The following is a 25,953-nucleotide window of genomic DNA, read 5'->3' as shown; positions in this document are numbered from 1 at the left end:
CGGGATAAACGCGTGGAGTCGTCGCCGGGGACACCCGTATCGTGGCGCGGTGCTGATCAGACGCGAGACACCCGCTGACGTCGACGCCATCCGGGCGGTGCACGCCGCCGCGTTCGGCGGAACCGGCGGCGACGGGAACGACGGGGGCCAGTCCCTACCGGTCGAGGCGACCCTTGTCGACGCGCTGCGGGCCGACGAGGGCTGGCTGCCCGCGTACTCCCTGGTGGCTGTCGATTCGGACGGCCAGGTGGTGGGCCACGTGGTGGCCACCCGCGGCCGGGTGGGCGGTGAGCCGGTGGCGTTGGGCCTCGGGCCGCTCGGTGTGCTGCCGGAATGGCAGCGGCGCGGCGTCGGCAGCGCGCTTGTGCACGCGGTGCTCGGTGCGGCCGACGCCCGCGACGAGCCCCTCGTGGTGCTGCTCGGGCACCCCGAGTACTACCCGCGCTTCGGCTTCGGGCCGGCCGTCGAGGTGGGGGTCACGCCGCCGCAGCCGTGGGGTCCGCAGTACTTCATGGCGCGGCCGCTCACCGCGTGGCGCGGGTCGGTCCGGGGCGAGTTCCGCTACGCCCGCCCGTTCGACGACCTGTGATCCCGCCGCGGATCCGCCGCCGGCGCGCTACCGACCTCGACGGGTGTGTCGCGGCCCTCGCCGAGGTCCACCGGGTCGACAGGTATCCGCTGAACTGGCCCGCCGACCCCCACGGCTGGCTGCGCGAACCACACCCGACCCGCGCCTGGGTCGCGGTCGACAAGGCTGACAACGCCGACGCGGCCATTGTGGGGCACGTCGCGGTGCACCGGGTGCCCAGCCCGGCGAGCGGGCTGCCCGCCCGACCAACGGCCCAGGTCGGTCGTCTCTTCGTGGCGCCGGCCGCCCGAGGGTTGGCGCTGGGCAGCGGGCTACTGGGGCGGGCACGGCAGTGGGCGAGCGCACGCGGCATTGATCTGGTGCTCGACGTGACCTCCGGCGACACCGCGGCCACCGCCCTCTACGAGCGCACCGGCTGGCTGTGCACCGGCGTCAGCACCGCACCGTGGACCACGCCCGACGGCAGTCCGGTGTCGCTGCGCCACTACACGCTGCGCTGCGACACCGCCCCGGCCATCGCCGCGAGGCGGCGGGCGAGCAGCCCGGCCGCCTCCCGCAGCTCCGGCGGCTCCAACACCTCCACCTGGTAATCCAGGCGGGCGAGGTGCGCGGCAAGCCAGTCCAGGCTCTCACCGCCGACGACCAGCACACACCACCCGTCGCTGCCCTCCTCGACCCGCCCCACCTGGGGTGGCACCACCGCGCGCACCCGGTCGGGATGGGCACGCACCCGCGCCCGGGCGACATACCGGTACGGTGCCCCGGTCACCGACCGCTGCACGAAGGCGACCGGATCCGGGTGGTCGCGGGCCCGGAACCGCCAGGTCGTCGCCACCGCCGCGGCCATCCGGTCCAGGCGGAACGTGCGCCAGTCGTCGCGGTCGACGTCCCAGCCCATCAGATACCAGCGGCGACCCGTGGTGACCATCCGGACCGGCTCGACAGTCCGCTCCTGCGCCCCGCCGTCGCGGGCGGTGTAGCTGAACCGGACCCGCACGGCGTCGCGACAGGCCCGTGCGAGCGTCACCAGCAACTCCGCGTCGATCTCGGCCACCGGGCCGATCAGGGTCTCCGTCGAGCCGTGCACGGCCCGCACCTCGGCGCGCAGCCGCGACGGCATCACCTGGTCGAGCTTCGCGAGCGCCCGCAGCGCCGCCTCCCCCGCCCCGGCGACCGTGCCTCCCGAGGCGAGCCGCAGGGAGACCGCTGTCGCGATCGCCTCCTCGTCGTCGAGGAGCAGCGGCGGCAGCTGGGTGCCCGCACCGAGTTGGTAGCCACCGCCCACGCCCGCCGTCGCGTACACGGGGTAACCGAGCGCACGCAGACGCTGCACGTCACGGCGCACGCAGCGACTGGTGACCCCCAGCTCGGCAGCGAGCTCGCCGGCCGTCCAGGACGGTCGCCGTTGCAGCAGCGCCAGCAGCCGAAGGACCCGCTCGGTGGTCGCCTCGACGCTCATCCGCCGATCGTTTCACGGATAGCGGAACGACTCTGTCCGCTATCCGCGAGAGGCTTCGGACCATGACCGACCAGACCAGGAAACAGGGAGCTGAGATGGCCCGCGACATCCAGATCACGTTCGACTGCGCCGACCCGGCCGCACTGGCGACGTTCTGGGCCGAGGCGCTCCGCTACCAGGTGCAGCCTCCCCCCGGAGACTTCGAGTCGTGGGACCAGGCCCTGGAAGCCATGGGAGTGCCCCCGGAGCGCCGCAACGACGCCTCGGCGGTGGTTGACCCCGACGGCTCGGGTCCTCGGCTGTTCTTCCAGCGAGTGCCGGAGCCCAAGCAGGTCAAGAACCGGGTACACGTCGATGTGCGGGCCGCTCCCGGGCTGGCCGGCGACGAGCGGATGGCGGCCCTGGAAACGGAGGCGGACCGGCTCGTCGCGCACGGGGCCACCCGGCTCACCCGGCACGAGCCCGCTCCCCCGCTGGGGGCCGGTCACCTCGTCATGGCCGACCCCGAGGGCAACGAGTTCTGCCTGGACTGACATGGGCGTTCGCCCAGCTCACCGCCGTCGCCGCCGGACGTCATGCGAACATGTGTACGTGTCGTCCGGCGCCCACATCCTGCACGCCGACCTGGACGCGTTCTACGCGTCGGTCGAGCAGCGTGACGACCCGCGCCTGCGCGGGCGGCCGGTCATCGTCGGCGGGGGCGTGGTCCTCGCGGCCAGCTACGAGGCGAAGGCCCGGGGCGTACGCAGCGCGATGGGTGGCCAGCAGGCGCGCCGGCTGTGCCCGGAGGCGATAGTGGTGCCGCCCCGGATGTCGGCGTACACGGCGGCGAGCCGCGCGGTCTTCGAGATCTTCCGGCAGACCACCCCGCTTGTCGAGGGGCTCTCCATCGACGAGGCGTTCCTGGACGTGGGTGGCCTGCGGCGGCTGGTCGGGTCGCCGACCGAGATCGCCGAGCGGCTGCGCCGGGAGGTCTGGGCCGGGGTCCACCTACCGATCACGGTGGGGGTGGCCCGCACGAAGTTCCTGGCGAAGGTGGCCAGTGGGGTGGCGAAGCCGGACGGGCTGCTGGTTGTCGCACCGGACGCCGAGGTGGCGTTCCTGCACCCGCTGCCGGTCGAGCGGCTGTGGGGCGTCGGCCCGGTCACCTCGGCGAAGTTGCGGGCGCACCGGATCCGTACCGTCGGCGAGGTGGCGCGGCTCGGCGAGGCCGCGTTGGTGTCTCTGCTCGGGTCCGGCTCCGGGCGGCACCTGCACGCCCTGGCGCACAACCGTGACCCACGCGCGGTGCAGGTCGGTCGACGACGCGGATCGATGGGTGCCCAGCACGCACTGAGCCGCAGCCCGCACGCCCCGGCGGAGTTGGACGCCATCCTCGCCGGCCTTGTCGACCGGGTCTCCCGGCGGATGCGCGCGGCCGGGCGGGCCGGGCGCACAGTGGTGCTGCGGCTGCGTTTCGGCGACTACACCCGGGCGACCCGCTCGCACACAGTGGACAAGGCGACAGCCGACACGACCCCGTTGCTCGCCGCCGCGCGGGCGCTGTTGCGGGCGGCCCAGCCCGAGATCGACAGTCGTGGTGTCACGCTGATCGGTGTCTCGGTGGGCAATCTGGACGACAGCCCGGTGCAGCCGGAGCTGCCGTTCCACAGCGACCCGGGTGCGGAGCTGGACGCCGCTGTGGACGCGGTCCGCGACCGGTTCGGATCGGCGGCGCTCACCCGGGCGGTGCTGCTCGGCCGGGAGCCGGGCGTCGAGATGCCGCTGCTGCCGGATTGACCGATCTGCGTGCGGTGTCCATCCGAAGAGGTGCGATCGGAGACACATCACAGCAGGTCGGCGGTTTAGCCGGCGGCTGACGGGTGACCCTTGGGGGGTACAGCCTGACAAGGGGGGACCCAGCATGTCCGACGACACCAGCAACCGAGTGAGCCGCAACGCCGAGCGCCCGCACGACGTGACCGACCCGCTGCTCTGGCAGTTGGCGATCGATGTGCTGAGCGCCCACGAGCCGGACGACGAGGGTCACTGCCGCAACCTCCAGTGCGCCGGGCAGTCCTGGCCCTGTGCGGCCCGCGCCGGCGCCGAGCAGTCGATACGCCTGGCCCGCAGCACACCCGCCCCGGTCGAGACGACCACCGACGGCGGCGACAGCGAGGAGGGCGGCACGGGTTGGTCCGGGGAGAGCAGCGCACCGGCTCCCCGGTGGGGCTGGAACGCCGGTCCGGTCACGTCGCACCGAGGGCCGAAGGCGTCCGCGTCCGCGGCGTGACGGCCTTCCCCCGGGGGTACGAGCGCGCGGGGCTGATTGGCATCACACGCACGAACGCTCGGCCGGTGATCCGGCCGAGCGTTCGCGTGTCATCCGTCAGAGGCTGAGCCGCTGCGTCGGGAAACGATCAGAGGCTGAGCCGCTGACCCGGGAAGATCAGGCCCGGGTCGGCCCCGATCAGCTGCCGGTTGTGCTCGTACAGCGCCTGCCAACCGCCGGTCACCCGGTGGCCGTCAGCGATCTCCGACAGGGTGTCCCCCGGCTTGACCAGGTACGTCTGGCCGCCGGTGGTCGGCGCGGTGCGTTCGTGGCTGCGGGTCGCCGGCTGCTCGCCGCGCGACGGCCGCTCGGTGGGCTTGGTCGACTTCGTGGTGGGCTTGGTCGACTTGGTGGTGGGCTTGGTCGACTTGGTGGTGGGCTTGGTCGACTTCGTGGCCGAGCCGCCGGTCGATCCGCCCTTCTTGCCGCAGGTCGGCCAGGCGCCGATGCCCTGCCCGTCGAGTACCTTCTCGGCGATCGCGATCTGCTCGCCGCGGCTGGCCAGGTCGGCGCGGGCGGCGTACTTCTTGCCGCCGTAACCGGCCCAGGTGCTCTGGGAGAACTGCAGTCCGCCGTAGTAGCCGTTCCCGGTGTTGATCTTCCAGTTGCCGCCGGACTCGCACTTGGCGATCGCGTCCCAGTTGACCGCGGCCTGCGCCGGGGCGGCCGGCCCGAAGAGGGCGACGGCGCCGGTGACCGCACCGACAGCCAGGGTGCCGACGGCGAGGCGGCGGGTGGTGACCCGTCGATGACGGGGGGTGTAGACAGACGTCATGTGAGCTTCCTCCACGCCGGCGAGGTGAGCTGTCGGGTTCGGGCCGAGGAGCCCGGCCGCACGGTGGCGGCTTCACCCCGAGGTGACATGCACCGAGGAACGTGTGGGTCCCCCGCTCCTGCCCGGTGACTGGGTTCCGACGACCGGGGGCAGGATTTGGCGTTGCCGGCCGTGGTGTCCGCGTTGGCGAACCCGACCGACGTTAGGCACGGTCGGTGACGATCGCCCAACCCCTGTGAACTTCTTCACCGGGGCACGCTGGAGAGTCCGCTCAGCGGTTGCGGGCCTGGTGACTCTGTGCAGTGACCACCATGGACCGTTTGCGATCAGCTGTCCTCCTGGAGCCAGACGCCGACCCCTCGACGGCGACGACCAACAAGACCAGGGACAACAACGGAAACCAATCTCCCGTACGCGAGTAGACAGTGCCCCATCCGGTGGTCGGAGCGGCCGTTACCAGCAACTCCGCGTCACCGGCGCTGACGTCACCCAGCAGTCTGCCGCCGCCGTCGCTTACCGTCAGCCGGCCCAACTCGGCGGCGCGGACCACTGTGATTCCGTTCTCCACACCCCGGACCATTGCGATGCGACCGTGCAGCCAACCGTCGGAGGTGAAGTCCAGGGCGGGGACGAGCAGCACCGAGGCGCCCTCCGCCCGATACCGCCGGACCAGGCCGGGATAGTCGAGGTCCTTGCAGATGGCAACGCCGAACCGCCCGTTCACGATGACGTCGTCGTCGCCCGGCGTCAGCCACTCCTCCAGGCCGGGGACCAGATGCTGTTTCTGGTACGTCGTGACGCCGCCATCCGGGTCCAGCACCAGCGCGACGTTGCTGGCCGTGCCGGCCCGCCACAGCACCGTGCCGACGACGATCTGGGCCCCGGCCTGCCGCAGCGCGTCCACGAGCAGGGGCAGGGTCGTGTCCGTCACGGCGAACACCTTCTCCGGCAGCACCACGATCCGTGCCCCACGGGCGGTCAGGTCCGCCACCCGCGCGGCGTACCGGGCGAGCAGGTCCCGGCCGGACGGTTCGTCGATCGGGAGCCCGTCCGTGGACTGCCGCAGGGCGAGCAGACCGACGGTAAGCGGCTCGGCCGGGTCGGCTGAACGACCCAGTGACCAGGCCGACCACCCGCCGGCGCCGAGCAGGAGGGCGAGCAGGCAGGCGAGGGCGGTGCGGTCGAGCCGGCCGGTGCCTGTTGGCAGTGCGCTGCCGAGCACGGCGGCGACAGCGATCGGGACGGCGAGCAGCAGGTAGGTGACGCCCCAGACGCCGGTGAGCGCGGTCAGCTGGATGACCGGCCGGACGTCGGCCTGCGTGTAGGCGAGACTCCACCACGCCCCCTGCGGGAACAGGTGCGACGCCGCGTACTCGCCGAGCACCCACAGTGCCGGCACGGTGAGGACGGCGCGCACGGTTCGCCCCCGCAGCAGCAGGGCACGGGCGAGCACTACCGTGCCGGCCGCCAGGCCGAGGCCGAGGCCGAGCACGGCGGCGACCGCGGGGACCGGAAGGCCCAGGGTGCCGTGGTAGTACCCGACCATGTCGAGCTGCCCGATCGACCAGGCGAGGATCGTCGCGCCGAGCGCGGTCCTCCGGCGTACCCGCACCGAGGCGAGGATCAGCGGGATCGGGGCGAGCCAGGTCAACGCGGCAACGGGGTGCAGCCCGCACCCGCCGAGCCAGAGCAGGCCACTGAGGAGCGCGGCGACGATCGTCATCATGCGCCAATCGTGTGGCGAGGGTTGGCCGGTGCGGATCGCCGTACGCGGTGGAGGTGTTCTGGTCCTGTGGAGGGAGGCGCGGAGGAACCGGGCCGGACGATACTGCCGACGTGAAGCGGTACGTCAATCTCGCTGTCACGGTGGCCGCCGTCGCCGCGACAGTGCTGCCGGCCGTGGCCGACGGGCCACCCGCCTGGTGGGTGCTGCCGCTGGCGGTCGCGTCCTCGGTCCCGGTGCTGTGGCGGGACCGCGCGCTGGTCCCGGTCGCCGTCGTGGTGGGGGTCGCCACGACGGTCTCGGCCTCGCTCGGCGCGCCCCCGCTGCTGCCGGTCGGCCCCCTCGTCTGCGTCTACACGTTCGCGGCGCGATCCTCGCTTGCGGTCCGCCTGCTCGGCATCGTGCTCACCGCCGCCGGCCTGCTGTTCTCGCTGCTGTATCCGCACCCGGACGTGGAGGTGCTGCGCTACCTGTCGGTCGCCTACCTCTTCTCGTACGCCCTGGGGACCAGCGCCCGGGCCCGGCGTACCCACGCCCAGGCCCGCGCCGAACGGGATCGCCGCGTCGCCGGTGACCTCGCGGCGGCAGTGCTGCGCGAACGCGCCCGGATCGCCCGCGACCTGCACGACATCCTCACCCACGCGGTCGGCGTCATGGTCGTGCAGGCGGAGGCGGGGCCGCTGCTGGTGCGCGACCAACCCGAACGCGCCGACGCCGCGTTCGCCGCCATCGCGGCCACCGGCAGGGACGCGGCCACCCAGCTGCGCCGCGCGGTCGGCAGCCTGCGTGAACCCGCCGACGAACCGTTCGACCAGCCGGGACTGGCCCAGCTCCCCGTCCTTGTCGACCGTGTCCGCGCCACCGGCCTCGACGCCGTCCTCGAGGTCGCCTCCGGGACGCCGTTCGGGGGTGCCTCCCCGTCGCCGTTCGCGCCACCCGCGGACGTCGGGGTCGCCGCGTACCGGATCGTGCAGGAGTCCCTTACCAACGTGGTCCGGCACGCCGGGGCGCGATCGGTCCACGTCCTGCTGGACCACGCACCTGACTCGCTCACCGTGTCGATCACCGATGACGGCAGCGGCGACCGGGCGGCCGGCACCGGCATGCCCGGGTACGGGATCGTCGGCATGCGCGAGCGGGCCCAGGCCTGCGGGGGAAGCCTGCGCACCGGCCCGGCGTCCGACGGGCACGGCTTCACTGTCACCGCCACCCTGCCCCTGCCGGCGTCGGCGGTCGGCTGATGCTGCGCGTCGTGCTCGCCGACGATCAGGACCTGTTCCGGGCCGGGTTCACGACGATCCTCGGCGCCGAGCCGGACATCGAGGTGGTCGCCGAGGCCGCCGACGGCGCGGGCGCCGTGCGTGCCGCTCTCGACCACCGACCCGACGTCGTCCTGATGGACATGCGGATGCCCGTCCTCGACGGGGTCGCCGCGACCCGCCAGGTCTGCGCCCGTACGCCGAGCCGGGTCCTCGCCCTGACCATGTTCGACACCGACGACTACCTGTACGCGGCGTTGCGTGCCGGCGCCAGCGGCTTCCTGCTCAAGGACGCACCCCGGGCCGACCTGGTGAACGCGGTCCGCGTGGTCGCCGCCGGCGACGCGTTGCTCGCCCCCGGCGTCACCGCACGGGTGATCGGCGAACTGCACCGGCGCGGTCACCCGGATCCGGCGCGGGCCGCCGCGGTGACCGCGCTCACCGCTCGCGAGACGGACGTGCTGCGCCTGATCGCGGCGGGTCTGTCCAACGCCGAGATCGCCGCCCACCACCACCTCAGCGAGCACACGGTGAAGACGCACGTCGGCAACCTGCTCGCCAAACTCAACCTGCGCGACCGCGCCCAGGCGGTGATGGTCGCCTACGAGTCCGGTCTGGTGATTCCCGGTCAGTGACCCGCGGCGGTCCAGCCCCGTCGATCATGGAGTTGTGGTGCCCGTTGCGCCCTACGACGGGCGCTTTGTCGCCCAGCACAACTCCATGATCGACGAGGCAAGCCGGTTACAGGGTGCGCGCCAGCCGGTCGGCGAGCGTGCGGGTGAAGCGGGCCGGGTCGGTCAGCTCGCCACCCTCGGCGAGCACCGCCAGGCCGTAGAGCAGCTCGGCGGTCTCGGTCAGGGCCGCCGGTTCGGTGCCCTGCTCGTGGGCCTTGCGCAGCCCGGAGACCAGCGGGTGACCGGGATTGATCTCCAGGATCCGCTTGGTCGGGGGAATCTCGTGCCCCATCGCCCGGTACATCTTCTCCAGGGTCGGGGTGAGGTCGTGGGCGTCGCCGACGACGCAGGCCGGTGAGGTGGTCAGCCGGGACGACAGGCGGACCTCCCGGACGCTGTCGGTCAGGGTGGTGCCCAGCCAGTCGAGCAGCGCGGCGAACTCCTGTCGCTGCTGCTCGCGCTCGGCCTCGGCCTGCTGCTTCTCCTCGTCGGTGTCCAGGTCGATCTCGCCCTTGGCGATCGAGCGCAGCGTCTTGCCGTCGTACGTGCCGACCCGCTCGACCCACACCTCGTCGACCTGGTCGGTGAGCAGCAGCACCTCGTGACCCTTGGCCCGGAACGCCTCCAGGTGCGGAGAGTTCTCGATGGCGGCCCGCGACTCGCCGGTGGCGTACCAGATGTCGTTCTGGCCGTCCTTCATCCGCGACACGTAGCCGGCCAGGTCGGTGGGCTCGGCCGGGTCGTGGGTGGAGGCCACCGACAGGATGTCCAGCAGCGTGTCGCGGTTGTCGGTGTCGTCGATCAGCCCTTCCTTGACCACCGCGCCGAACTCCGTCCAGAAGGTGCGGTAGCGCTCGGCGTGGTTGGTCTTGAGGTCCTTCACGGCGGCGAGGACCTTCTTGACCAGGCGACGGCGGACGATCTGGATCTGCCGGTCCTGCTGGAGGATCTCCCGGGAGATGTTCAGCGACAGGTCGTGCGCGTCGACAACGCCCTTGACGAAGCGCAGGTAGGTGGGGACCAGCGCCTCGCAGTCGTCCATGATGAACACGCGTTTGACGTAGAGCTGGACGCCGCGGCGGCCCTGCGGGGAGAACAGGTCCAGCGGGGCGTGGCTGGGCAGGAAGAGCAGCGCCTCGTACTCGAAGGTGCCCTCGCCCTTCATGTGCACGACCTCGAGCGGGTCGGCCCAGTCGTGGCTGACGTGCTTGTAGAACTCGTTGTACTCGGCGGCGTCGACCTCGTCGCGGGGCCGCGCCCAGAGCGCCTTCATCGAGTTGAGCGTCTGCACCTCGCTGGTGGCGGGGGCGTCGTCGGTGCCCGGCCGCTCGACGGTCATCCGGATCGGCCACGCGATGAAGTCGGAGTAGCGCTTGACGATCTCGCGGACGGTCCACTCGGCGGTGTAGTCGTGCAGGTTGTCCTCGGTGTCGGCGGGCTTGAGGTGCAGGGTCACAGTGGTGCCCTGCGGTGCCTCGTCGACCTCCTCGATCGTGTACGTGCCCTCGCCGGTGGACTCCCAGCGGGTGCCGCCGGTCTCGCCGGCCTTGCGGGTCAGCAGGGTGACCCGGTCGGCGACCATGAACGCGGCGTAGAAGCCGACGCCGAACTGGCCGATCAGGTCCTGCGAGGCATGGGCGTCGGAAGACTCCCGCAGCTGGCGCAGCAGCTCGGCGGTGCCGGACTTGGCGATGGTGCCGATCAGCGCGACGACCTCGTCGCGGGTCATGCCGATGCCGTTGTCCCGCACGGTGAGGGTGCGGGCGTCCCGGTCGATCTCCAGGGCGACGTGCAGGTCGTCGGTGTCGGCGACGAGGTCCTTGTCGACGAGCGTGGCCAGCCTCAGCTTGTCCAGCGCGTCGGACGCGTTGGAGATGAGTTCCCGCAGGAAGACGTCCTTGTTCGAGTAGATGGAGTGGACCACCAACTGGAGCAGCTGACGCGCCTCGGCTTGGAACTCCAACGTCTCGGCCTGATTGCTCACACCGTCTCCCTTCTCGGCTCGTGCGGATGTTCGCGGAAAGGATACGAGTCGTCACCGGTCGCGTGGTGACCGCATCCCGGTCGTATTCCCGATCGGACCGGGGCAGCTCCGTGACATGGCTGACTTTGGCATACAGAAGTCAGGTGGGATAGCGTCACCGCCATGAAGATCGCAGGAAGCACCGCCCTCGTCACCGGCGCCAACCGCGGCTTCGGCCGGCACCTGGCCGCCGAACTCCTCGCCCGGGGCGCCACCGTCTACGCCGGCGCGCGCAACCCGGACACCGTCGACCTGCCCGGCGTGACGCCGGTGCGCCTCGACATCACCGACCCCACCTCGGTCGCCGCCGCCGCCACACTGGCCGGGGACGTCAACCTTCTGATCAACAACGCCGGCATCGACTCCCGCACCGACCTGATCGACGGTGACCTGGACCTCATCCGGCTGGAGCTGGAGACCCACTACATCGGCACCCTGTCCATGGTCCGGGCCTTCGCGCCGCTCATTGCCGGCAACGGCGGCGGGACGATCCTCAACGTGCTGTCCGTGCTGTCCTGGGTGAACTTCCCGATCCACGGGGCCTACGGCGCCGCCAAGTCCGCCGAGTGGGCGATGACCAACGCGCTGCGCCTCCAGCTCGCCGAGCGGGGCGTCCGGGTCGCCGGCCTGCACGTCGGCTATCTGGACACCGACATGGCCGCGACCGTCACCGGCCCGAAGTCCGACCCGGCGGTGATCGCCCGGCTCGCGGTGGACGGCATCGAGGCCGACGCGTACGAGATCGTCGCCGACGAGGTCAGCCGGCGGGTGCAGGCCGGATTCCCCGGCGGCGTGTCCGCGCTCTACCCGCAGCTGCCCTGACCACGCCGCCACTCGGGCGCGACGGGCCGTCGCCGGTTCGACCGACGACGGCCCGCCCCTGGCGGTACGCGGTCAGCTCGCCTGCAACGCCACGTCGTCGATCACGAAGCTGGTCTGCAGTGACGAGTCCTCGGTGCCGGTGAACCTGAGGGTCACCGTCTGACCGGCGAACCCGGCCACGTTGAAGCTGCGCTGGACGTAGCCGGCGGCGGCGTTGAGATTCGAGTACGTCGCCAGCGTGGTGGAGCCCACCTGCACGGTGAGCCTGTCGTACGCGGTGGAGGCGGTGGTCTCGGCGGTGTCGATGCGCAGCCAGAACGACAGCGTGTAGCTGGCACAACCGGCCGGTACGGTCACCGACTGCGTGAGGCTCTCGGTGCCGGAGCGGCCGTTGCCGCCCAGCCACGCCTTGTACGACCCGGTCCGCGCCGGCTTGCTGCTCGAATTGGTGATCACTCCGGAGGACGCGGTCCACGGCGTGCTGCCGTTCTCGAACCCGCCGTTGCCGACCACCTGACCACCGGTGCAGCTCGGGGTGCCACCACTGACGGCGAGCTGCCACAGCGCGTACGCGACCCCGTCGGCCGCCCGGTTGAGCACCGTGGCGCTGACGTTGGCGGTGGTGTCGCAGGCCCGGTGGTAGCACGGGTCGTACGCGGAGTTGGCGGTGCCGCCCCACTTGGCCGCCTGCGAGCTGGTCTTGCGGGCGCTGGCGCCGGCCGCGTAGCCCGAGGTGGGGATGCCCGCCTGTTGGAAGTAGTAGTCGTCGGAGCGGCCCTGACCCTCGACGTTCTCCTCCGGTTGCAGACCCAACGAGTCCCAGTACGCCTTCAGTGGCGCGGCAGTGCTCGAGGTGACCCGGTTGATGAAGTAGCCGCCGTTGACCGAGCCGACCATATCGAAGTTGTAGTAGCCCGTGAGATAACCGCGCTGGGTCGAGTTGAGCGAGTTGACGTAGAACCGGGAGCCGTTGAGCCCCTGCTCCTCGTCGGTCCACCAGGCGAACCGGACCCGCTTGGTCATCGTCGGGTTCTGCGCGGCCAGCACCAGCGCGTTCTCCAGCAGTGTCGCCGAGCCGGTGGCGTTGTCGTTGATCCCCGGCCCGGCGGAGACGCCGTCCAGGTGCGCGCCGAACATGACCACCTGGTCGGCCGGCCCGCCCGGCCACTCCGCCAGCAGGTTGTTCGAGGGGTACGTGCAGCTGGAGCAGTACTGCTCGGTGACGGTGTAGCCGGCCGACTGCAACCTGGTCTTGACGTAGTTGAGGGAGGCGCTGTGGCCGGCCGAGCCGGCCCGGCGGTTGCCGCCGTTGCTGCTGGCGATGGAGTTGAACTGGGTCAGGTGGGCCTGGACGTTGCTGACGGCGACGTCCGGTGCGGCCAGAGCGGCGGCGGACGCGGCGATCGGCCGGGCCACTGTCGCGGTGGTGGGCGACGCGGTCACCGGCTGGGCGGCCAGCGTCACCGTCATGCCGGCGAACACGGCGAGCGCGACACCCGCGCTCAGCGTTCTGCCTCTCATGGGGGCTCCTCGGGGTTGGGGGGAGATACCCGAGACACTTACAGATGTCGATGTCGCAAGCATCGGTCGTTCGTGTCGAACCCCCGCCGCCTCGGTGGTAGGTACCGGCGTCGGCACAGGTGAGTAGAGGTGCCAGGATGGGTAGGTACGCCAGCAGGGGTCGTTGGGCCCGGAACGGGGGCTTGCGATGGGGCCGGATCAGGCGTGACAGGACCCGGCACCGACCTGTTCACCGGCGGCGGTGACACCGGCCGGTTGATGGCAGAGCTGGACTGGGCCCGTACCCCACTCGGCCCGGTGACCAGCTGGCCGCAGAGCCTGCGCGCCGCGGTCCGGATGGTGCTCTCGTCCCGGTACCCCATGCTGCTGCTCTGGGGAGAGCGCTTCTCCCAGCTCTACAACGACGCGTACTCCGCGTTGATCGGCGACAAACACCCGGCCGCGCTCGGCGACGACGTACGGGTGACCCTGGCCGAGGGCTGGGACGTCCTCGCCCCGCTCATCGACCAGGCCACCGAGACCGGAGTGGCCACCTGGGTCCCCGCCCTGCAGCTGCTGCTGGAGCGGGCCGGCTACCGCGAGGAGGCGTACTTCAGCGTCTCGCACGCCCCGGTCCGCGACGACGACAGCCGCACCGTCGGCATCCTCACCGTGTGCAGCGAGGTCACCGAACAGGTGGTCGGCGAACGCCGGCTGCGACTGCTGCGGGACCTGTCAGTTCTCGGCGACGGACGCACCGTCGACGTGCCCGCCACAAGCGTCCGGCTGACCGACGCGATCGAGGGCCACCCCCTGGACGTGCCGTTCACCGCCATCTACCTGCGCGACGGCACGGTGCTGCGGCGCGTCGCCTGCACCGGCGGCGACCAGGGGTACCAGGGAGCGCTACCGGACACCGTCGAGCTGGCCGACACCGGCCGGGTCGCGGACGGGTGGGGGCTCGCGGATGCCGCGCGGGGCCGACCGACGGCGGTGCCCAACATCGCCGACCGGCTGTCGGTGCCCGGCGGCCCGTGGGGCGACCCGGTCCGCAGCGCGCTGGCCTTGCCACTGCCCTCGGGCGACGAGGACCAGCCGCTCGGCGTCCTGCTGGCCGGGGTCAGCCCCAGCCGGGGGCTCGACGAGGCGTACCGATCCTTCTACCAGCTCCTGGCCCAGCAGATCGCCGTGTCGCTGCGCAACGCCCAGAAGTACGAGCAGGAGCGGCGTCGGGTCGAGGCGCTTGCCGAACTGGACCGGGCGAAAACCGACTTCTTCGCCAACGTCAGCCACGAGTTCCGTACCCCCCTGACCCTGATCCTCGGCCCGCTCACCGACGCCCTCACCGACGCCACAGCGCCGTTGCCGGTGGCGCAACGGGAGCGGGTGGAGACCTCCTGGCGCAACGCCACCCGGCTGTTGACACTTGTCAACAGCCTGCTCACCTTCTCCAGCCTGGAGGCCGGACGCGCCCGCAGCGACGCCCGGGTGGTCGACCTCGCGGCCCTCACGGCCGAGCTCGCCGGCGTGTTCCGGGCCGCCGTGGAGCGGGCCGGGCTGACCCTCGAGGTGGTCTGCCCGCCACTGCCCCGGCCGGTCGCGGTCGACCCGGTCAACTGGGAACGCATCGTCACGAACCTGCTGTCGAACGCCTTGAAGTACACGTTCATCGGCCGGATCCGGGTGGCCCTGGAAGCCGACGACGAGGAGGTCCGCCTCACCGTCGCGGACACCGGCATCGGCATCGGGGACGCGGACCTGCCGAAGCTCTTCGAACGCTTCCACCGGGTCCGGGGCGCCCGCGCCCGCAGCCACGAGGGTACGGGCATCGGCCTGGCCCTGGCGTACGAGCTGGCCCGACTGGAGGGCGGCACGGTCCGGGTGACCAGCAGCGTGGGTGTCGGCAGCACGTTCACCGTCGCGCTGCCCTGGGCGAGGGCGGGTCGCCCGGCGGGGACCGGACCGGCGTCGGTCGGACGGGGCGACGCCGCCCGGGCCACCGTCGAGGAGGCGATGGGCTGGCTCACCGAGCCGGGCGGCGACCCGACGGTGCCTGGCGACGTGTCCGGTCCGGCCGTGGACGACTTGGCCGGCGCGCGGATCCTCATCGCCGACGACAACGCCGACATGCGGGCGTACCTCAGCCGGCTGCTCACCGGGCAGGGCTGGCGGGTGCGGGCGGTCACCGACGGCCGGCAGGCTCTCGACGAGATCCGCCGCGAACCGCCGGACCTGCTCCTCACCGACGTGATGATGCCGGTGCTCGACGGTTTCGACCTGGTCCGGCGGCTACGCGCGGACCCGGCGACCCGGTCCCTGCCGGTGCTGGTGCTCTCCGCCCGCGCCGGCGGGCAGGCCAGCGTGGAGGGCCTGAACCTGGGCGCCGACGACTACCTGGTGAAGCCGTTCGCCGCAGCTGAGCTGATCGCCCGGGTCCGGGCCGGCATTCGGCGGGCCGGCAGCCGACCGAGCGGCGACGCGAACGCACCGGCTGTCGAGGTGGCGCCGACGCGACCCGACCCGGTCACCGCCGTCGCGCCGCCCCGGTCGGTAGCACCCGGGCCGAACCCGCCGGTGCTGGCGCCGGCCCCGACCGACCGGATCGGGTTGGGCGACGTCCTGGACGTCGGGTGGACCTACCCGTCCACGCCCACCTCGGCAGCTGCCATGCGTCGCGACGTCCGGCTGGCACTTGACGACCTCGACGTCGACCCGGACCTGGTGGAAGATCTGCTGCTCGCCGCGTCCGAGGCGACGAACAACGCGGTCGAGCACGCGCAGCGGCCCAGCCGGCCGGAGGTACAGGTCCGGCTGCAGGCGGGCGGCGGGCTGATCCGGATCTCGGTGCGGGACTTCGGCACCTGGCGGGACCGTCGGCCGGCGATGGACCGGGGACGCGGCGCGTTGCTGATGAACGCCTACGGCGACGTGCGGCTGATCTCCACCGCGGAGGGCACCACTGTGACTATCGAGCGCCGGCTGACAGGTTCGGCCTGAGGGACCACGCGGCGCGTCAGAGCCGTTGGCCGCGGACGTCGCGGGCGATGATGCCGTCGAGCCGTTCCCCCGGGGTCAACCGGGTCGGCTCGAACCAGAAGATCACCACCTGCTTGTCGAAACTCCAGCGGGCCAGTCGGGCGTCGACCTGCCGGCCACCCACAGTGCCGGTGATCCGATGGGCGGGGCCGACGAAGTAGCCGAAGGTCGGCACCGGCGTGGTCGACGAACTCTCGTCGTAGCCGATCTCGTGGAACCCGGGACTACGGTCGGCTCCCTCGACGTCGTTTATCAGCAGGTCCGTGGTCAGTGCGCCGCCCGGCGCCTGGCGGCCGGCGGCCAGCCCGATCGTCACCTTCGGCGCACGGGGTACGGACACCCCGACGACGTAGTAGACCCGCCGGTCGGTGCCGTACCGCACCCCGGTGTCGATCACCTGACCCAGGGGCTTCGGGGGCGGCTCGTCGCCGGCCACCGTCGGCTCCAGCGGGTCCGGAACCGTCGGTGAGACACCGGCCGACGGCCCAGCGACGGCGGCCGGCGGTGGGCGCTCGGGTGCGGGCGGATCACCCGGCCGGGCGACGACCCCCACCACGACGACGGCGACGAGCGCGGCCGCGAAGGTGCCTGCCCCCGCTCCGAGGATCCGTCGACGGGTGCGTAGCCGCCGGCCCTCGCGCATGACCAGGTCCAGGTCGAGCACGGCCTCGGGGCGCTCGGTGGCCCGCATGGCGTCGCGGAGCCGGTCCCACTCGCTCATCGGCGTGCCGCCCGGTCAGCCGTGCGCGGCGCGGCGCTGCGCAGCTTCTCCAGGGCCCGCGAACTCGTGCTCTTGACAGTGCCCACGGATACGGCGAGTTCCCGAGCCACCTGCGCCTCCGGAAGGTCGAAGTAGTAGCGCAGCACGACGATGGCCCGCTCGCGAGGGCTGAGCGCGCCGAGGATGGTGATCAACCAGCGCCGGGTGGCCACCTCGTCGGCCACGTCGTCGCGCCGCTGCTCCGGCACCTCGTCGGTCGGATACTCCCGCATCGGTCGTCGCCACCCGTCGACCAGGTGGTTGACCAGGGTACGGCGGGCGTACCCGTAGGCGTCGTCGTCGTGTACCCGTGACCAGGACGCATAGGTGCGGACCAGGGCGGTCTGCGCGGCGTCCTCGGCCAGGTGGTGGTCGCCGGTCATGAGGAACGCGGCATGCACCAGTCGCGCGGACGCCGCTCTGGCGAACTCGACGAACTCCGCGTCACCCCGCGCCACCGTCGAACCCTCCCCCCGTGCCACACCGCTAGGGACGGGTGAGGCCCGGAAAAGGTTGAGCCGAAGTCACGTCAACTTTTCGCAGTCATCGCCCGTCTTCTCCTCCGCGCCGCCGCCGATCGGCGCGCGAGGGGAGAGACATGTCGACGAAGGTTACCCGCCGGTGGCGTACCGCCTCAGCGGCGATACTGATGGTGGTGGCGCTGCCCACCGGCTGTGGACAGCCGGCCGCCGGGCAATCGGGCACCGCTCCCGTCGCCGTCGAGCCGAGCACCAGCGGGCCGGCCCCGCTCACCGCCTCCGGTCGGCCGGCCGGAGTCGCCGGTGTTCCGCCCGGCTCCGCGCCGGCCGTCGAGGTCACCTACCCCGCCACCGGCGGCAACCGCTGGACGACGGCACCCGCCGAGGCGGCATCCACGGGCGCGACAGGCGGTCGGTTGCTGCGCTACCGGGTCGCCGTGGAACGCGACATCCGCGGTCTGCCGGTGCGCGACACCGCGACGGCCATCTCCACGACGTTGAACGATCCGCGCGGGTGGACGGCGGGCGGGAGGTGGCGGCTGCGCCGGGTGGGTCCCGACGAGCCGACCGACTTCACCATCTACCTGGCCACCCCCGGCACCCGCGACACCCTCTGCCAGGACCAGCCGGAGGGCTACACGTCGTGCCGCAACGGCGCCCGGGTCGTGCTCAACGTGGCGCGCTGGGTCAAGGGGGTGCCCCGGTACGGCGCGAGCCTGACCACCTATCGGGAGTACATGGTCAACCACGAGGTCGGGCACAAACTCGGGTTCGGTCACGAACGATGCCCCGGCCGGGGTCGGCCGGCACCGGTGATGCAGCAACAGACGCTGGGCCTGCACGGTTGCACCGCGCACGCCTGGCCGTACCCACAGGGCACGGTCCGCTACAGCGGGCCGGTCGGGGCGTACGACGACGACATCCCGAGGCGCGAGGGCGCGTACCCGGCGCGGTGAGGCGGCCGCACTCCCGGGCGAGCCGATCCGGTTCGTGGACCGCGTTGGGCTGGTCGGCAGCCGGCCTCGGGGGCCGGCCCGGGTGCGGCGGCGGATGAGCAGCGGTGCCAGCATCGGGAGGGCAGCCGGCCGCGCCCTGCTCGCCTACGATGCCAGGAACGCAGCGGGCAACGAGAGGGCGGCATGGTCGATTTCGCGCCGGAGTTACGCATGCGTCGAAACCTGCTGCGGGTGCTCGGCACGCTGCGACCGATCAAGGCCGGTTATCGGATGCGGCCGATGACTGTCAGCGGGGTCCTCGGCCTGATGGTCGCCGGGGTCCTGGCCCTCCTCGTGACCGCGCCGCTGGCTACGGTGGCGGCGTGGCTGCCGTTCGTCGCTGTGCCCGCCGTGGTGGTGGCTGCCCCCCTGCTGTTGCTGATGGCGAATATCGGCGCGATCACCTGGTATGGCGGCGGCGCCGGGTTCCCGATGCTGTCGGTCGCCGACGGGGAGGTCCGCGGCCGACTACGCGGAGTGTGGGCCGACGAACTGGCCGACGCCGACCCCGATGACCCGGCCTGGTGGGACCTGCGGCTGCCGGCCCGTGCGCTCAGCGGCGTTCGTGTGGAGCGCGACAGCCCCTTCGGCCCGCTCCTCATCCTCGACCTGCCACCCGCGGCAGCGCAGGCGCTGACAGCGCACTCTGACACGCAGAAGCTGGCCGAACACTGGCGCAGCAGCGTCGACAGCCCCGCCGCGTGGCAGATCGGCCTCTTCGAGGGGCGGTTTCGCCGCGAGCGCCGTCTCCGGGAATTCCTGAAGGCACTCGCCGCCGCAGGTGGCCCGGTCCTCTAGAACACGCGCCGCGGGCGGAGGTCGCCGATCGCGCGTCCTCCGCCCACAGCGTCAGTCCAAGGTGGTCAGACCGGTAGGCCGCCGACCTGGGAGTTGATCCAGGACCGGATGGACGGCAGGTCGACGTAGATGGACGGGCCGGTGGCGCAGGTGGAGTTGTTGTTGCCGGCCCGGCTGGTGGCGCCGATCAGGTTCCACACTCCGTTGACCCGACGCACCTGCGGCCCGCCCGAGTCGCCGTAGCAGGCGCCGGAGTTGCCGTTTGTGTTGTTGGTGCAGATCTCGTACGGGCCGTTGATGCCGGAGCACCGGCTGTCGGCCACCGCGTCATACCGCCGAGGCGGGCCAGCGCCGTGGCAGGTCGTTCCGACAGGTCTCAGGTGACGGTCGTACCGTCGGCGGCGATAAGCGCCTCGGCTGCGGTGGTGCGGGCGTAGAGCACGAAGCGTCCGACCCGGTGGGTGCCGACCAGGCCGGCGTCACGCAGCGCGCCGAGGTGCTGGGACACGGTGCCCGCGCTGAGCCGGCACCGCTCGGCCAGTTCCAGGGTTGAGGTCGGTACGGCCAACTCGTGCAGCAGCGCCGCGCGGGTCCGACCCAGCACCCGGTCGAGCGCGTGCCCGTGCGGTTTCCGGTCCCGTTCCCAGAGCGTCGCCACCGCCCGCGCCGGAAAGCGCAGCACCGGTTGCCCAGGAGAGCCGAAGTTCGACCACACCCGGCGGCCGATGAACACCGACGGCACCAGCAGCAGGCCTCGCCCGTCGAGTCGCACCGTGCCACTGTGGGTGAGGTGCTGCACCGACAGCGTGTCGGCCTCCAGCCGGACAAAGGGATCGAGGTGGTTGAGCAGACCATGGACCCCGTCGGTGGCCATGCGCTGCGCACCGAGGAGCACCTCCCGCTCCAGCAGGGTGCGCATCCGCGGCCAGTAGGGTGCGATGACCGCGTCGACGTACGCCCGGATGGCCTCGGCCAGCCGCGCCAGGTGACCCGGCGGATCGGCGTAGAGCGCCGCCAGACGTGACGACCGGGGTCCGGACAGTGCGTCGAGGCTGGCCCGCACCGCGTCGGCAGGGGTGGCGACGAGGGCCGCCAACTCGATGTCGAGGGTGGGCTGTGAGGTGGCCGGCGGCGGGCAGACGAAGGTCGGGATGATCAGCGTCGGGATCTGCACCAGGTCGGCGAAGAGCTGCCACCGTACGCCCGCCAAGCGCGGCTGGGCCCGCTCGTACCAGGCCAGATGCTCGGGAAACTGACGCGGTCGCTTGATGATCCGCACGCTCGCCACAGCCTCCCAGAGCGGTGACACAGCGAATCGGGTCATCGCCAGGTCCCGTGCGTTCAGACCGACAAGCATCATTCGCGCCCCCGACGGATTCGGCGAGAGTCAAATCTATCGGTGCGAAGCACCGCTGCTGGCACCGTGGGCGGCATGACCACCGCCTCGACGACGACCGGATCGAAGGACCAGACCAACCGCTGGCCGCTACCCTTCCGACTGCTCTACACCGCCGCCCTCATCGATGGTGTCGGCTTCCACATCGGCCAGTTGGCCGTGCCGGTGTTGGCGGTGGCCCTGCTGTCGGCGAGCCCCGGCGAGGTGGGGCTGCTCGGCGCACTGAGCACCGCCGCGTTCCTGCTGATCGGCCTGCCCGCCGGAGTCTGGGTCGACCGGCTGCCACGCCGTGCCGTCCTGGTCAGCGCCGATCTCACCCGGGCGGCGCTTGTCGCATCCGTGCCGGTGGCCTGGTGGGCCGGGTGGCTGACCATCGGTCAGCTGTACGTGGTGGTACTGCTGACCGGAGTCGGCACCGTCTTCGCCGACGTCGCCGCGCAGAGCTATCTGCCGGAGGTGGTCGGCAGGAGCCGGCTGGTGGCGGCGAACGCGCTGATGATGAGCACCAATGCGACAATGCAGATCGCCGGTCGAGGGCTGGGCGGGATCGTCGTACAGGCGCTCACGGCGCCGGTCGCGATAGTGCTGGACGCGGCGACCTTCGTGCTGTCCGGTGTGATTCTGGGCCGAATCCGTGTCGAAGCACCCCGCCGACGTCCGGCTCGGGACCCGGGCGGCTTCGTCAAGCAGCTCCGCACGGGCGTCCGGCACGTGACCGGCAACCCCCTGCTCCGCCCGCTAGCCCTCTCGACCGCGAGCATCAACCTGACCATGCAGCTGACCACCACCCTGCTGCCTGTGGTGTTCCTGCGCGAGTTGGGGCTGGGCGCCGCCACCCTCGGCCTGTTCCTCGGCGTGGGCGGGATCGGTGCCCTGCTCGGCGCGGTGACCGCACGCCCGCTCGCCGAACGGATAGGTCATGGTCGCGCGCTCTGGCTGCCCGGGTTGCTCGTTGCGCCGCTCGGCGGGTTGGTCCCGCTGATCGACACCGGGCCGTTGCTCTGGGTGGCGGCGACCGGTTGGCTGGCGTTGGCCTGGCGGACGGGAGTAGCCAACGTGATCGGGGTCAGCCTCCGCCAGGGCGCCACCCCGGACGCGTTGCTCGGGCGGATGAACGCCACCTTCCGGTTCCTGCTCACCGGGGCGCTCACCATCGGCGCGGTACTCGCCGGAACGCTCGGACAGTACGCGGGCGTCCGCACCGCGCTGGTGGTCGGCGCGGTCACGAACGCGGTGACCTGGCTTCCGGTGTTCTGCTCCCCGCTGCGCAGGCTTGAAAGGCCGCCCACTGTCGACTGAACCCCGGCCACTGTTACCGAGCGGTTACGCCACGGCGAAGTGCCGGTGCCGAGGCAGGACGACGGTGGCGGCAGAGGGCCACCGGCAGCGCCGCCGCCACGTGGTCCCGACTCTCGATTGGAGAACCACGATGAGGATCAGAAGCGCCCTGACAGCACTGGTGGTCGTCCTCGCCGGGCTGGTCGTCGGCGCGGGCAGCAGCACCGCGGCCGGCACCACGACCGGGTCGGCGTCCTGCGACATCACCTGGGGCAGCGGGGAGAAGTCGGCGGGCGCGCTCAGCGACGCCCCGCTGGTCGACGTCCGCACCGGCCAGCACGACTGCTACGACCGGGTGGTGTTCGAGTTCGCCGGCCCGGTCGACGGCTACGCGATCGGCTACGGCGAGACGTGGACCGAGGGCGAAGGGTTGGCGCTGTCGCCGTACACCGCCGGAGGCGCGCTGCTGCGGGTCTCCCTGCGCGCACCCGCGTACGACGACGCCCACCAGGGCACCGTCCCGTACGCGGTCGGTGCGCACGTCGCGAACCTGCTGCGCTACCAGACAGCGCGTGACGTCGTCTTCGGCGGCAGTTTCGAGGGGTACAGCACCTTCGCGGTCGGCGTACGGGCGCGGTTGCCGTTCCGCGCGTTCGTCCTCAGCGGTCCCGGCGCGCACAGCCGGATCGTGCTCGACGTGGCCCACCAGTGGTGATCGGACCCTGACGGTTGCCGGGACGGCTCAGACATGCGGGGTGGGGCGGTAGACGAGTTCCTGGGAGCGAGAGTCGAGGATGCGGCTGTCGACCAGCTCCAGGTCGAAGTCGGCCGCCCCCGAGAAGATCGGCTCCGTCCCGGTCTGACCGGTGATCACCGGGAAGATCGTCACCTGGATGAAATCGACCAGACCGGCGGCCATCAGCGCCCGGTTCATCGACAGGCTGCCGTGCGATCGCAGCGGCACGTCGGACTCCTCCTTGAGCCGGGCGACGACGTCCACGGCATCACCGGGCACGACCGTCGCGTCCGGCCAGTCGAGGGGGCCGCGCAGGGTGTTCGACACGACAGTCGCCGGCAGGCTCCTCATCCGGGTCACCCAGGCGTCGCGCACCTCGGATTCCTCGGTGCTGGCCGCCAGCAGCTGCGCGAACACCCGGTACGTGCGGGCCCCGAAGACCATGCGCTGCTCCTCGTCGTAGACGGCCAGGCGGTGCGCGAGCAGCTCGGGACCCTGTTTGCCCCAGTACCCGCCCCAGTTGCCGCTTGTGGTGCCGAAGCCGTCGAGGCTGGAGAAGACGTCGACGGTGTAGGTGGCGGTCATGATGTGCTCCGTTCACGGGGACTCAGTGCGGTACGACGGGTCTGCAGGTAGGCCCGCTCGGTCTCGTTGGTGGCCAGCGCCACGGCCTGGTCGTAGGCGGCTCGCGCCTCGTCGTCGCGTCCGAGCCGGGCGAGCAACTCGGCCCGGGTGGCGGGCAGCCGGTGGTAACCCGGGAGGTCGACACCCTCCAACTCGGCGAGGGCCACCGCCGGCCCGTACACCTCGGCGACGGCGACGGCACGGTTGAGCGCGACGACCGGCGTTGGCGCGATCACGAGGAGCTGGTCGTACAGTGCCAGGACCTGTGGCCAGTCGGTGGCGGCGCCGTCGGTGTGCACGGCGCCGATCGCGGCCTGGATCTGGTACGGGCCGGGCCGGTTGCGCCGCAGGCACCGCCGGACCAGGTCGTGCCCCTCGGCGATGAGTGCCCGGTTCCACAGTGACCGGTCCTGGTCGGCCAGCAGCACCAGTTCGCCGGACGGGCCGAGCCGGGCCGGACGACGTGCTTCGGTCAGCAGCAACAGGGCCAGCAGGCCCAGCACTTCGGGCTCGTCGGGCATCAACGCGGCGAGCTCCCGGGCGAGCCGGACCGCCTCGGCGCACAGTTCCGTTCTGATCAACGGCCCGGCGGTGGACGCGTAGCCCTCGTTGAACATCAGGTAGAGCACGGTGAGCACCGGCGGCAGCCGGTCCGGCAGCTCGTGTTCGGCGGGCACCCGGTACGGGATGTTGGCGTCCCGGATCTTCTTCTTCGCGCGCACGATCCGCTGCGCGACTGTCGACTCCTGAATCAGGTAGGCCCGGGCGATCTCGGGTACGTCGAGACCGCCGAGCAGGCGAAGCGTGAGGGCGGTCCGCGCCTCCGGGCCGAGCGCCGGGTGGCAGCAGGTGAAGATGAGTCGCAACTGGTCGTCCTTCACCGGTCCCACCTCTCGGGGCTCGTCCTGGTGGTGCAGCAGCAGAGCCTGGGCGTGCCGGGCCTCGCGGGTCGACTCCCGGCGGAGCCGGTCGACGGCCCGGTTGCGGGCGGTGGTCACGATCCAGGCACCCGGGTTGGGTGGCGGGGTCTGCCACTTCTGCAGCGCCGTGGTGAAGGCGTCCTGGACCGCCTCCTCGGCGAGGTTGATGTCACCGAGGACGCGGGCCAGGGTGGCGACGCAGCGGCCGTACTCCGCGCGGTAGATGCTCGCCAGGTCCATGTCGGGTGATCGACTCCTGTTCAGGCCTGGGACAGGTCGTCGAAGGGGCGTACCTCGACCGGGCCGCAGGCCGCCGCGCACTTCTCGGCCCAGGCGAGCGCCTGGTCCAGGTCCTCGCATTTGATGACCCAGAACCCGGCGATGTGCTCCTTCGTCTCGGCGAACGGCCCATCGCTCATGGTGGTGGCGCCGTTCTCGACCCGGACGACGGTGGCGCTGTCCGGCGAGACGAGCCCTCCGCCGAAGACCCAGGCGCCCGCGGCCTGCATCTCGTCGTTGATCCGGCCGGTTTCCGCGAACATGGTCTGCATCTCCTCGTCGGACGGGGCCGGCGCGCCCTCGACGAAGTGCACGGACAGCAGGTATTGCTTCATGACGGTCATCGTGCCCTCCAGCGGGTCTGCGGCCCGCCGCGCTGGCGGGCTCTCACCAGGGCTACGAATGGAACCGATCCCGATCGACAGGCCCGCGCCTATTCTGCCGAAGAAATTCGCGGTCAGTAGGGGCGGTAGACGAACAACGCCCAGAGAAGGGGAACGGCGGCCACCGGCGCCACGCTCAGGGCGCCGATGCGCACCCAGGGCGGCAGGCTGGCTCTGAGGGCCAGGACGATGGCCGCCGTGCCGTAGCCGCCCGCCAGCAACGCGGTCGGGAGCAACGCCAACGGCTCGGGTCCGCACTCCGACGGATCCTGCACGAATGGGGGCCGGCACGGCTCGGACGGAGCCATGGCCGTGACGAGCGCCAGCCCCGACATGCACATGATCAGCAGTAGCGGGACCGCCAACAACACGAGTGCGACAGTTACCCCGGCGCCGCCACGGTGCTGCGGCGTCGTCGCGTGCTCGCGCCTGTCGGCACCGCCCCTGTTACCACCGTCGGTCACCGTCGCCCCCGCGATGCCTGGGTGATCCGTTGTTCCACCGGACCCCGTGGATCCAACCTCGACACTCGCATCGTAGTGCGATACATCCACCACCGACAGTGAGCATGGACAGCGAGATCGACCGCGTGGCGCGCAGCCGGAGCAAGCCGCGTCCCTCGCCCCGTCGATCATGGAGTTGTGGTGGGCGACAAACCCGGCGAACACCGCGGCATCGGGCACCACAACTCCATGATCGACGCGGTCGAGCATCCCGGGTCAGGCCTCGTCGGTCAGGTGCCAGACCTCGCGCATCGGGGCCCACCAGTTCCCCGAGCCGGGCTCGGCGATCGACTCCTGACACGGGTCGGTCAGCTTCCACCACTCCTGCGTCTGCGGGTCGGCGGCGATCAACCTCTGGTCGGCCTCGTAGTCGTCGCCGACGTACTCGTAGTAGCCGAACAGCAGGTCGTCGTGCAGGAAGATGGTGTAGTTGCGGAAGTTCGCCTCGCGCAGCGTCTTCTCGACGCTCGGCCAGACGGCGGCGTGCAGCCGCAGGTAGGTCTCCCGCTGCTCGGGGCGGAGTCGGATCACGCAGCCATGACGTTTCACGTCGTGCCCTTTCGTGTGAGCTTGGTCCAGGGGTGCCGAAGGCACCTGACCGTAGCTGTTGGACGGCGCCGCACCGGGGGCC

26 protein-coding genes, 1 pseudogene and 1 riboswitch are annotated in these 25,953 nt (G+C 71.7%); of the genes and pseudogenes, 13 read left to right on the top strand and 14 right to left on the bottom strand.

Annotation, left to right across the window (positions count from 1 at the left end):
* Positions 1–49: 49 nt before the first annotated feature.
* Both AB0B86_RS31455 and AB0B86_RS31450 read left to right on the top strand, forming a co-directional pair.
* Positions 50–589, top strand: coding sequence for an N-acetyltransferase (locus tag AB0B86_RS31455; protein WP_357420355.1), 540 nt, complete (start codon positions 50–52; stop codon positions 587–589).
* Complete coding sequence (locus AB0B86_RS31450) at positions 586–1,179, top strand: GNAT family N-acetyltransferase (protein WP_357420353.1); 594 nt, start codon at positions 586–588, stop codon at positions 1,177–1,179. Before AB0B86_RS31455 ends, AB0B86_RS31450 begins: the two co-directional genes overlap by 4 nt.
* Here the strand turns inward: AB0B86_RS31450 and AB0B86_RS31445 are convergent.
* The gene (locus AB0B86_RS31445) at positions 1,074–2,048 is read right to left on the bottom strand and encodes a YafY family protein (protein WP_357420351.1); all 975 of its coding nucleotides are present in this window, start codon (positions 2,046–2,048) and stop codon (positions 1,074–1,076) included. The two genes, AB0B86_RS31450 and AB0B86_RS31445, sit on opposite strands and share 106 nt — an antisense overlap.
* A 95-nt stretch (positions 2,049–2,143) precedes the next feature.
* Here AB0B86_RS31445 and AB0B86_RS31440 point away from each other — a divergent pair, with 95 nt between their 5' ends.
* From AB0B86_RS31440 to AB0B86_RS31430, 3 genes are all read left to right on the top strand, one after another.
* Positions 2,144–2,581 carry a VOC family protein gene (locus AB0B86_RS31440; protein ID WP_357406424.1) on the top strand — a complete coding sequence of 146 codons (438 nt, stop codon included), beginning with the start codon at positions 2,144–2,146 and terminating at the stop codon, positions 2,579–2,581.
* Between the two features lie 58 nt (positions 2,582–2,639).
* Entirely contained in the window at positions 2,640–3,827 is a 1,188-nt protein-coding gene (gene dinB / locus AB0B86_RS31435; RefSeq protein WP_357406161.1) for a DNA polymerase IV, read from the top strand.
* 124 nt (positions 3,828–3,951) lie between these two features.
* Positions 3,952–4,320: a hypothetical protein gene (locus AB0B86_RS31430; protein WP_357406159.1), complete on the top strand. Its 369-nt coding sequence runs from the start codon at positions 3,952–3,954 to the stop codon at positions 4,318–4,320.
* Positions 4,321–4,447: 127 nt separating this feature from the next.
* On the opposite strand, the gene AB0B86_RS31425 is transcribed toward AB0B86_RS31430, so the two are convergent.
* Together AB0B86_RS31425 and AB0B86_RS31420 are read right to left on the bottom strand one after the other, a co-directional pair.
* A complete protein-coding gene (locus AB0B86_RS31425) occupies positions 4,448–5,134 on the bottom strand; it encodes a transglycosylase family protein (RefSeq protein ID WP_357420348.1) in 687 nt (228 codons plus the stop codon).
* Positions 5,134–5,306: riboswitch (cyclic di-AMP (ydaO/yuaA leader) on the bottom strand. (Overlaps the previous gene by 1 nt.)
* Before the next feature lie 99 nt (positions 5,307–5,405).
* Positions 5,406–6,860, bottom strand: coding sequence for a nitrilase-related carbon-nitrogen hydrolase (locus AB0B86_RS31420; protein ID WP_357420346.1), 1,455 nt, complete (start codon positions 6,858–6,860; stop codon positions 5,406–5,408).
* Positions 6,861–6,970: 110 nt separating this feature from the next.
* On the opposite strand from AB0B86_RS31420, the gene AB0B86_RS31415 reads away from it, so the two are divergent.
* Together AB0B86_RS31415 and AB0B86_RS31410 are read left to right on the top strand one after the other, a co-directional pair.
* Positions 6,971–8,098 (top strand): histidine kinase, encoded by a 1,128-nt coding sequence (locus tag AB0B86_RS31415; RefSeq protein ID WP_357420344.1) that lies wholly within the window; start codon positions 6,971–6,973, stop codon positions 8,096–8,098.
* Entirely contained in the window at positions 8,098–8,751 is a 654-nt protein-coding gene (locus tag AB0B86_RS31410; protein WP_357420341.1) for a response regulator transcription factor, read from the top strand. The genes AB0B86_RS31415 and AB0B86_RS31410 overlap by 1 nt, the downstream gene beginning before the upstream one ends.
* Before the next feature lie 106 nt (positions 8,752–8,857).
* On the opposite strand, the gene htpG is transcribed toward AB0B86_RS31410, so the two are convergent.
* The gene (gene htpG, locus AB0B86_RS31405) at positions 8,858–10,774 is read right to left on the bottom strand and encodes a molecular chaperone HtpG (RefSeq protein ID WP_357420339.1); all 1,917 of its coding nucleotides are present in this window, start codon (positions 10,772–10,774) and stop codon (positions 8,858–8,860) included.
* 162 nt (positions 10,775–10,936) lie between these two features.
* Between htpG and AB0B86_RS31400 the strand changes: the two genes are divergently transcribed.
* Positions 10,937–11,635 (top strand): SDR family oxidoreductase, encoded by a 699-nt coding sequence (locus AB0B86_RS31400; RefSeq protein WP_357406147.1) that lies wholly within the window; start codon positions 10,937–10,939, stop codon positions 11,633–11,635.
* 72 nt (positions 11,636–11,707) lie between these two features.
* On the opposite strand, the gene AB0B86_RS31395 is transcribed toward AB0B86_RS31400, so the two are convergent.
* On the bottom strand, positions 11,708–13,156 hold the full coding sequence (locus AB0B86_RS31395) for a M28 family peptidase (protein ID WP_357406145.1): 1,449 nt from the start codon (positions 13,154–13,156) through the stop codon (positions 11,708–11,710).
* Positions 13,157–13,360: 204 nt separating this feature from the next.
* On the opposite strand from AB0B86_RS31395, the gene AB0B86_RS31390 reads away from it, so the two are divergent.
* A complete protein-coding gene (locus tag AB0B86_RS31390) occupies positions 13,361–16,132 on the top strand; it encodes an ATP-binding protein (protein WP_357420336.1) in 2,772 nt (923 codons plus the stop codon).
* A gap of 16 nt (positions 16,133–16,148) precedes the next feature.
* On the opposite strand, the gene AB0B86_RS31385 is transcribed toward AB0B86_RS31390, so the two are convergent.
* Together AB0B86_RS31385 and AB0B86_RS31380 are read right to left on the bottom strand one after the other, a co-directional pair.
* Entirely contained in the window at positions 16,149–16,892 is a 744-nt protein-coding gene (locus AB0B86_RS31385; protein WP_357406141.1) for a hypothetical protein, read from the bottom strand.
* Complete coding sequence (locus AB0B86_RS31380) at positions 16,889–17,389, bottom strand: SigE family RNA polymerase sigma factor (protein WP_357406139.1); 501 nt, start codon at positions 17,387–17,389, stop codon at positions 16,889–16,891. Before AB0B86_RS31380 ends, AB0B86_RS31385 begins: the two co-directional genes overlap by 4 nt.
* A 140-nt stretch (positions 17,390–17,529) precedes the next feature.
* On the opposite strand from AB0B86_RS31380, the gene AB0B86_RS31375 reads away from it, so the two are divergent.
* Both AB0B86_RS31375 and AB0B86_RS31370 read left to right on the top strand, forming a co-directional pair.
* The gene (locus AB0B86_RS31375) at positions 17,530–18,366 is read left to right on the top strand and encodes a DUF3152 domain-containing protein (RefSeq protein ID WP_357406137.1); all 837 of its coding nucleotides are present in this window, start codon (positions 17,530–17,532) and stop codon (positions 18,364–18,366) included.
* Between the two features lie 210 nt (positions 18,367–18,576).
* Positions 18,577–19,203: a hypothetical protein gene (locus tag AB0B86_RS31370; protein WP_357420333.1), complete on the top strand. Its 627-nt coding sequence runs from the start codon at positions 18,577–18,579 to the stop codon at positions 19,201–19,203.
* A 65-nt stretch (positions 19,204–19,268) separates the two neighbouring features.
* Here AB0B86_RS31370 and AB0B86_RS31365 read toward each other — a convergent pair.
* Together AB0B86_RS31365 and AB0B86_RS31360 are read right to left on the bottom strand one after the other, a co-directional pair.
* A pseudogene (locus AB0B86_RS31365) lies at positions 19,269–19,526 on the bottom strand (trypsin-like serine protease); the annotation flags it as partial.
* Positions 19,527–19,579: 53 nt separating this feature from the next.
* Positions 19,580–20,527, bottom strand: coding sequence for a DUF5937 family protein (locus tag AB0B86_RS31360; protein ID WP_357406133.1), 948 nt, complete (start codon positions 20,525–20,527; stop codon positions 19,580–19,582).
* Between the two features lie 108 nt (positions 20,528–20,635).
* On the opposite strand from AB0B86_RS31360, the gene AB0B86_RS31355 reads away from it, so the two are divergent.
* Together AB0B86_RS31355 and AB0B86_RS31350 are read left to right on the top strand one after the other, a co-directional pair.
* Positions 20,636–21,898 (top strand): MFS transporter, encoded by a 1,263-nt coding sequence (locus tag AB0B86_RS31355; RefSeq protein WP_357420331.1) that lies wholly within the window; start codon positions 20,636–20,638, stop codon positions 21,896–21,898.
* 130 nt (positions 21,899–22,028) lie between these two features.
* On the top strand, positions 22,029–22,592 hold the full coding sequence (locus AB0B86_RS31350; RefSeq protein ID WP_357406129.1) for a hypothetical protein: 564 nt from the start codon (positions 22,029–22,031) through the stop codon (positions 22,590–22,592).
* A 27-nt stretch (positions 22,593–22,619) separates the two neighbouring features.
* Here AB0B86_RS31350 and AB0B86_RS31345 read toward each other — a convergent pair whose 3' ends face one another.
* The 5 genes from AB0B86_RS31345 to AB0B86_RS31325 all read right to left on the bottom strand — a co-directional run bounded on the left by AB0B86_RS31345 (position 22,620) and on the right by AB0B86_RS31325 (position 25,853).
* Entirely contained in the window at positions 22,620–23,198 is a 579-nt protein-coding gene (locus AB0B86_RS31345; protein WP_357420329.1) for a dihydrofolate reductase family protein, read from the bottom strand.
* Positions 23,195–24,397, bottom strand: a complete 1,203-nt coding sequence (locus AB0B86_RS31340) for an RNA polymerase sigma factor (protein WP_357406125.1) — start codon at positions 24,395–24,397, stop codon at positions 23,195–23,197. Before AB0B86_RS31340 ends, AB0B86_RS31345 begins: the two co-directional genes overlap by 4 nt.
* A gap of 20 nt (positions 24,398–24,417) precedes the next feature.
* Positions 24,418–24,771, bottom strand: a complete 354-nt coding sequence (locus tag AB0B86_RS31335; protein ID WP_357406123.1) for a YciI family protein — start codon at positions 24,769–24,771, stop codon at positions 24,418–24,420.
* 122 nt (positions 24,772–24,893) lie between these two features.
* Positions 24,894–25,283 (bottom strand): hypothetical protein, encoded by a 390-nt coding sequence (locus tag AB0B86_RS31330; protein WP_357406121.1) that lies wholly within the window; start codon positions 25,281–25,283, stop codon positions 24,894–24,896.
* Between the two features lie 255 nt (positions 25,284–25,538).
* The gene (locus AB0B86_RS31325) at positions 25,539–25,853 is read right to left on the bottom strand and encodes an L-rhamnose mutarotase (protein ID WP_357406119.1); all 315 of its coding nucleotides are present in this window, start codon (positions 25,851–25,853) and stop codon (positions 25,539–25,541) included.
* Positions 25,854–25,953: the final 100 nt, after the last annotated feature.

The organism is Micromonospora sp. NPDC049047 (assembly GCF_040649135.1).
GTDB lineage: Bacteria > Actinomycetota > Actinomycetes > Mycobacteriales > Micromonosporaceae > Micromonospora.
The sequence above is the reverse complement of the archived record's forward strand: the minus strand, read 5'-3'. Positions and strand labels throughout refer to the sequence as shown.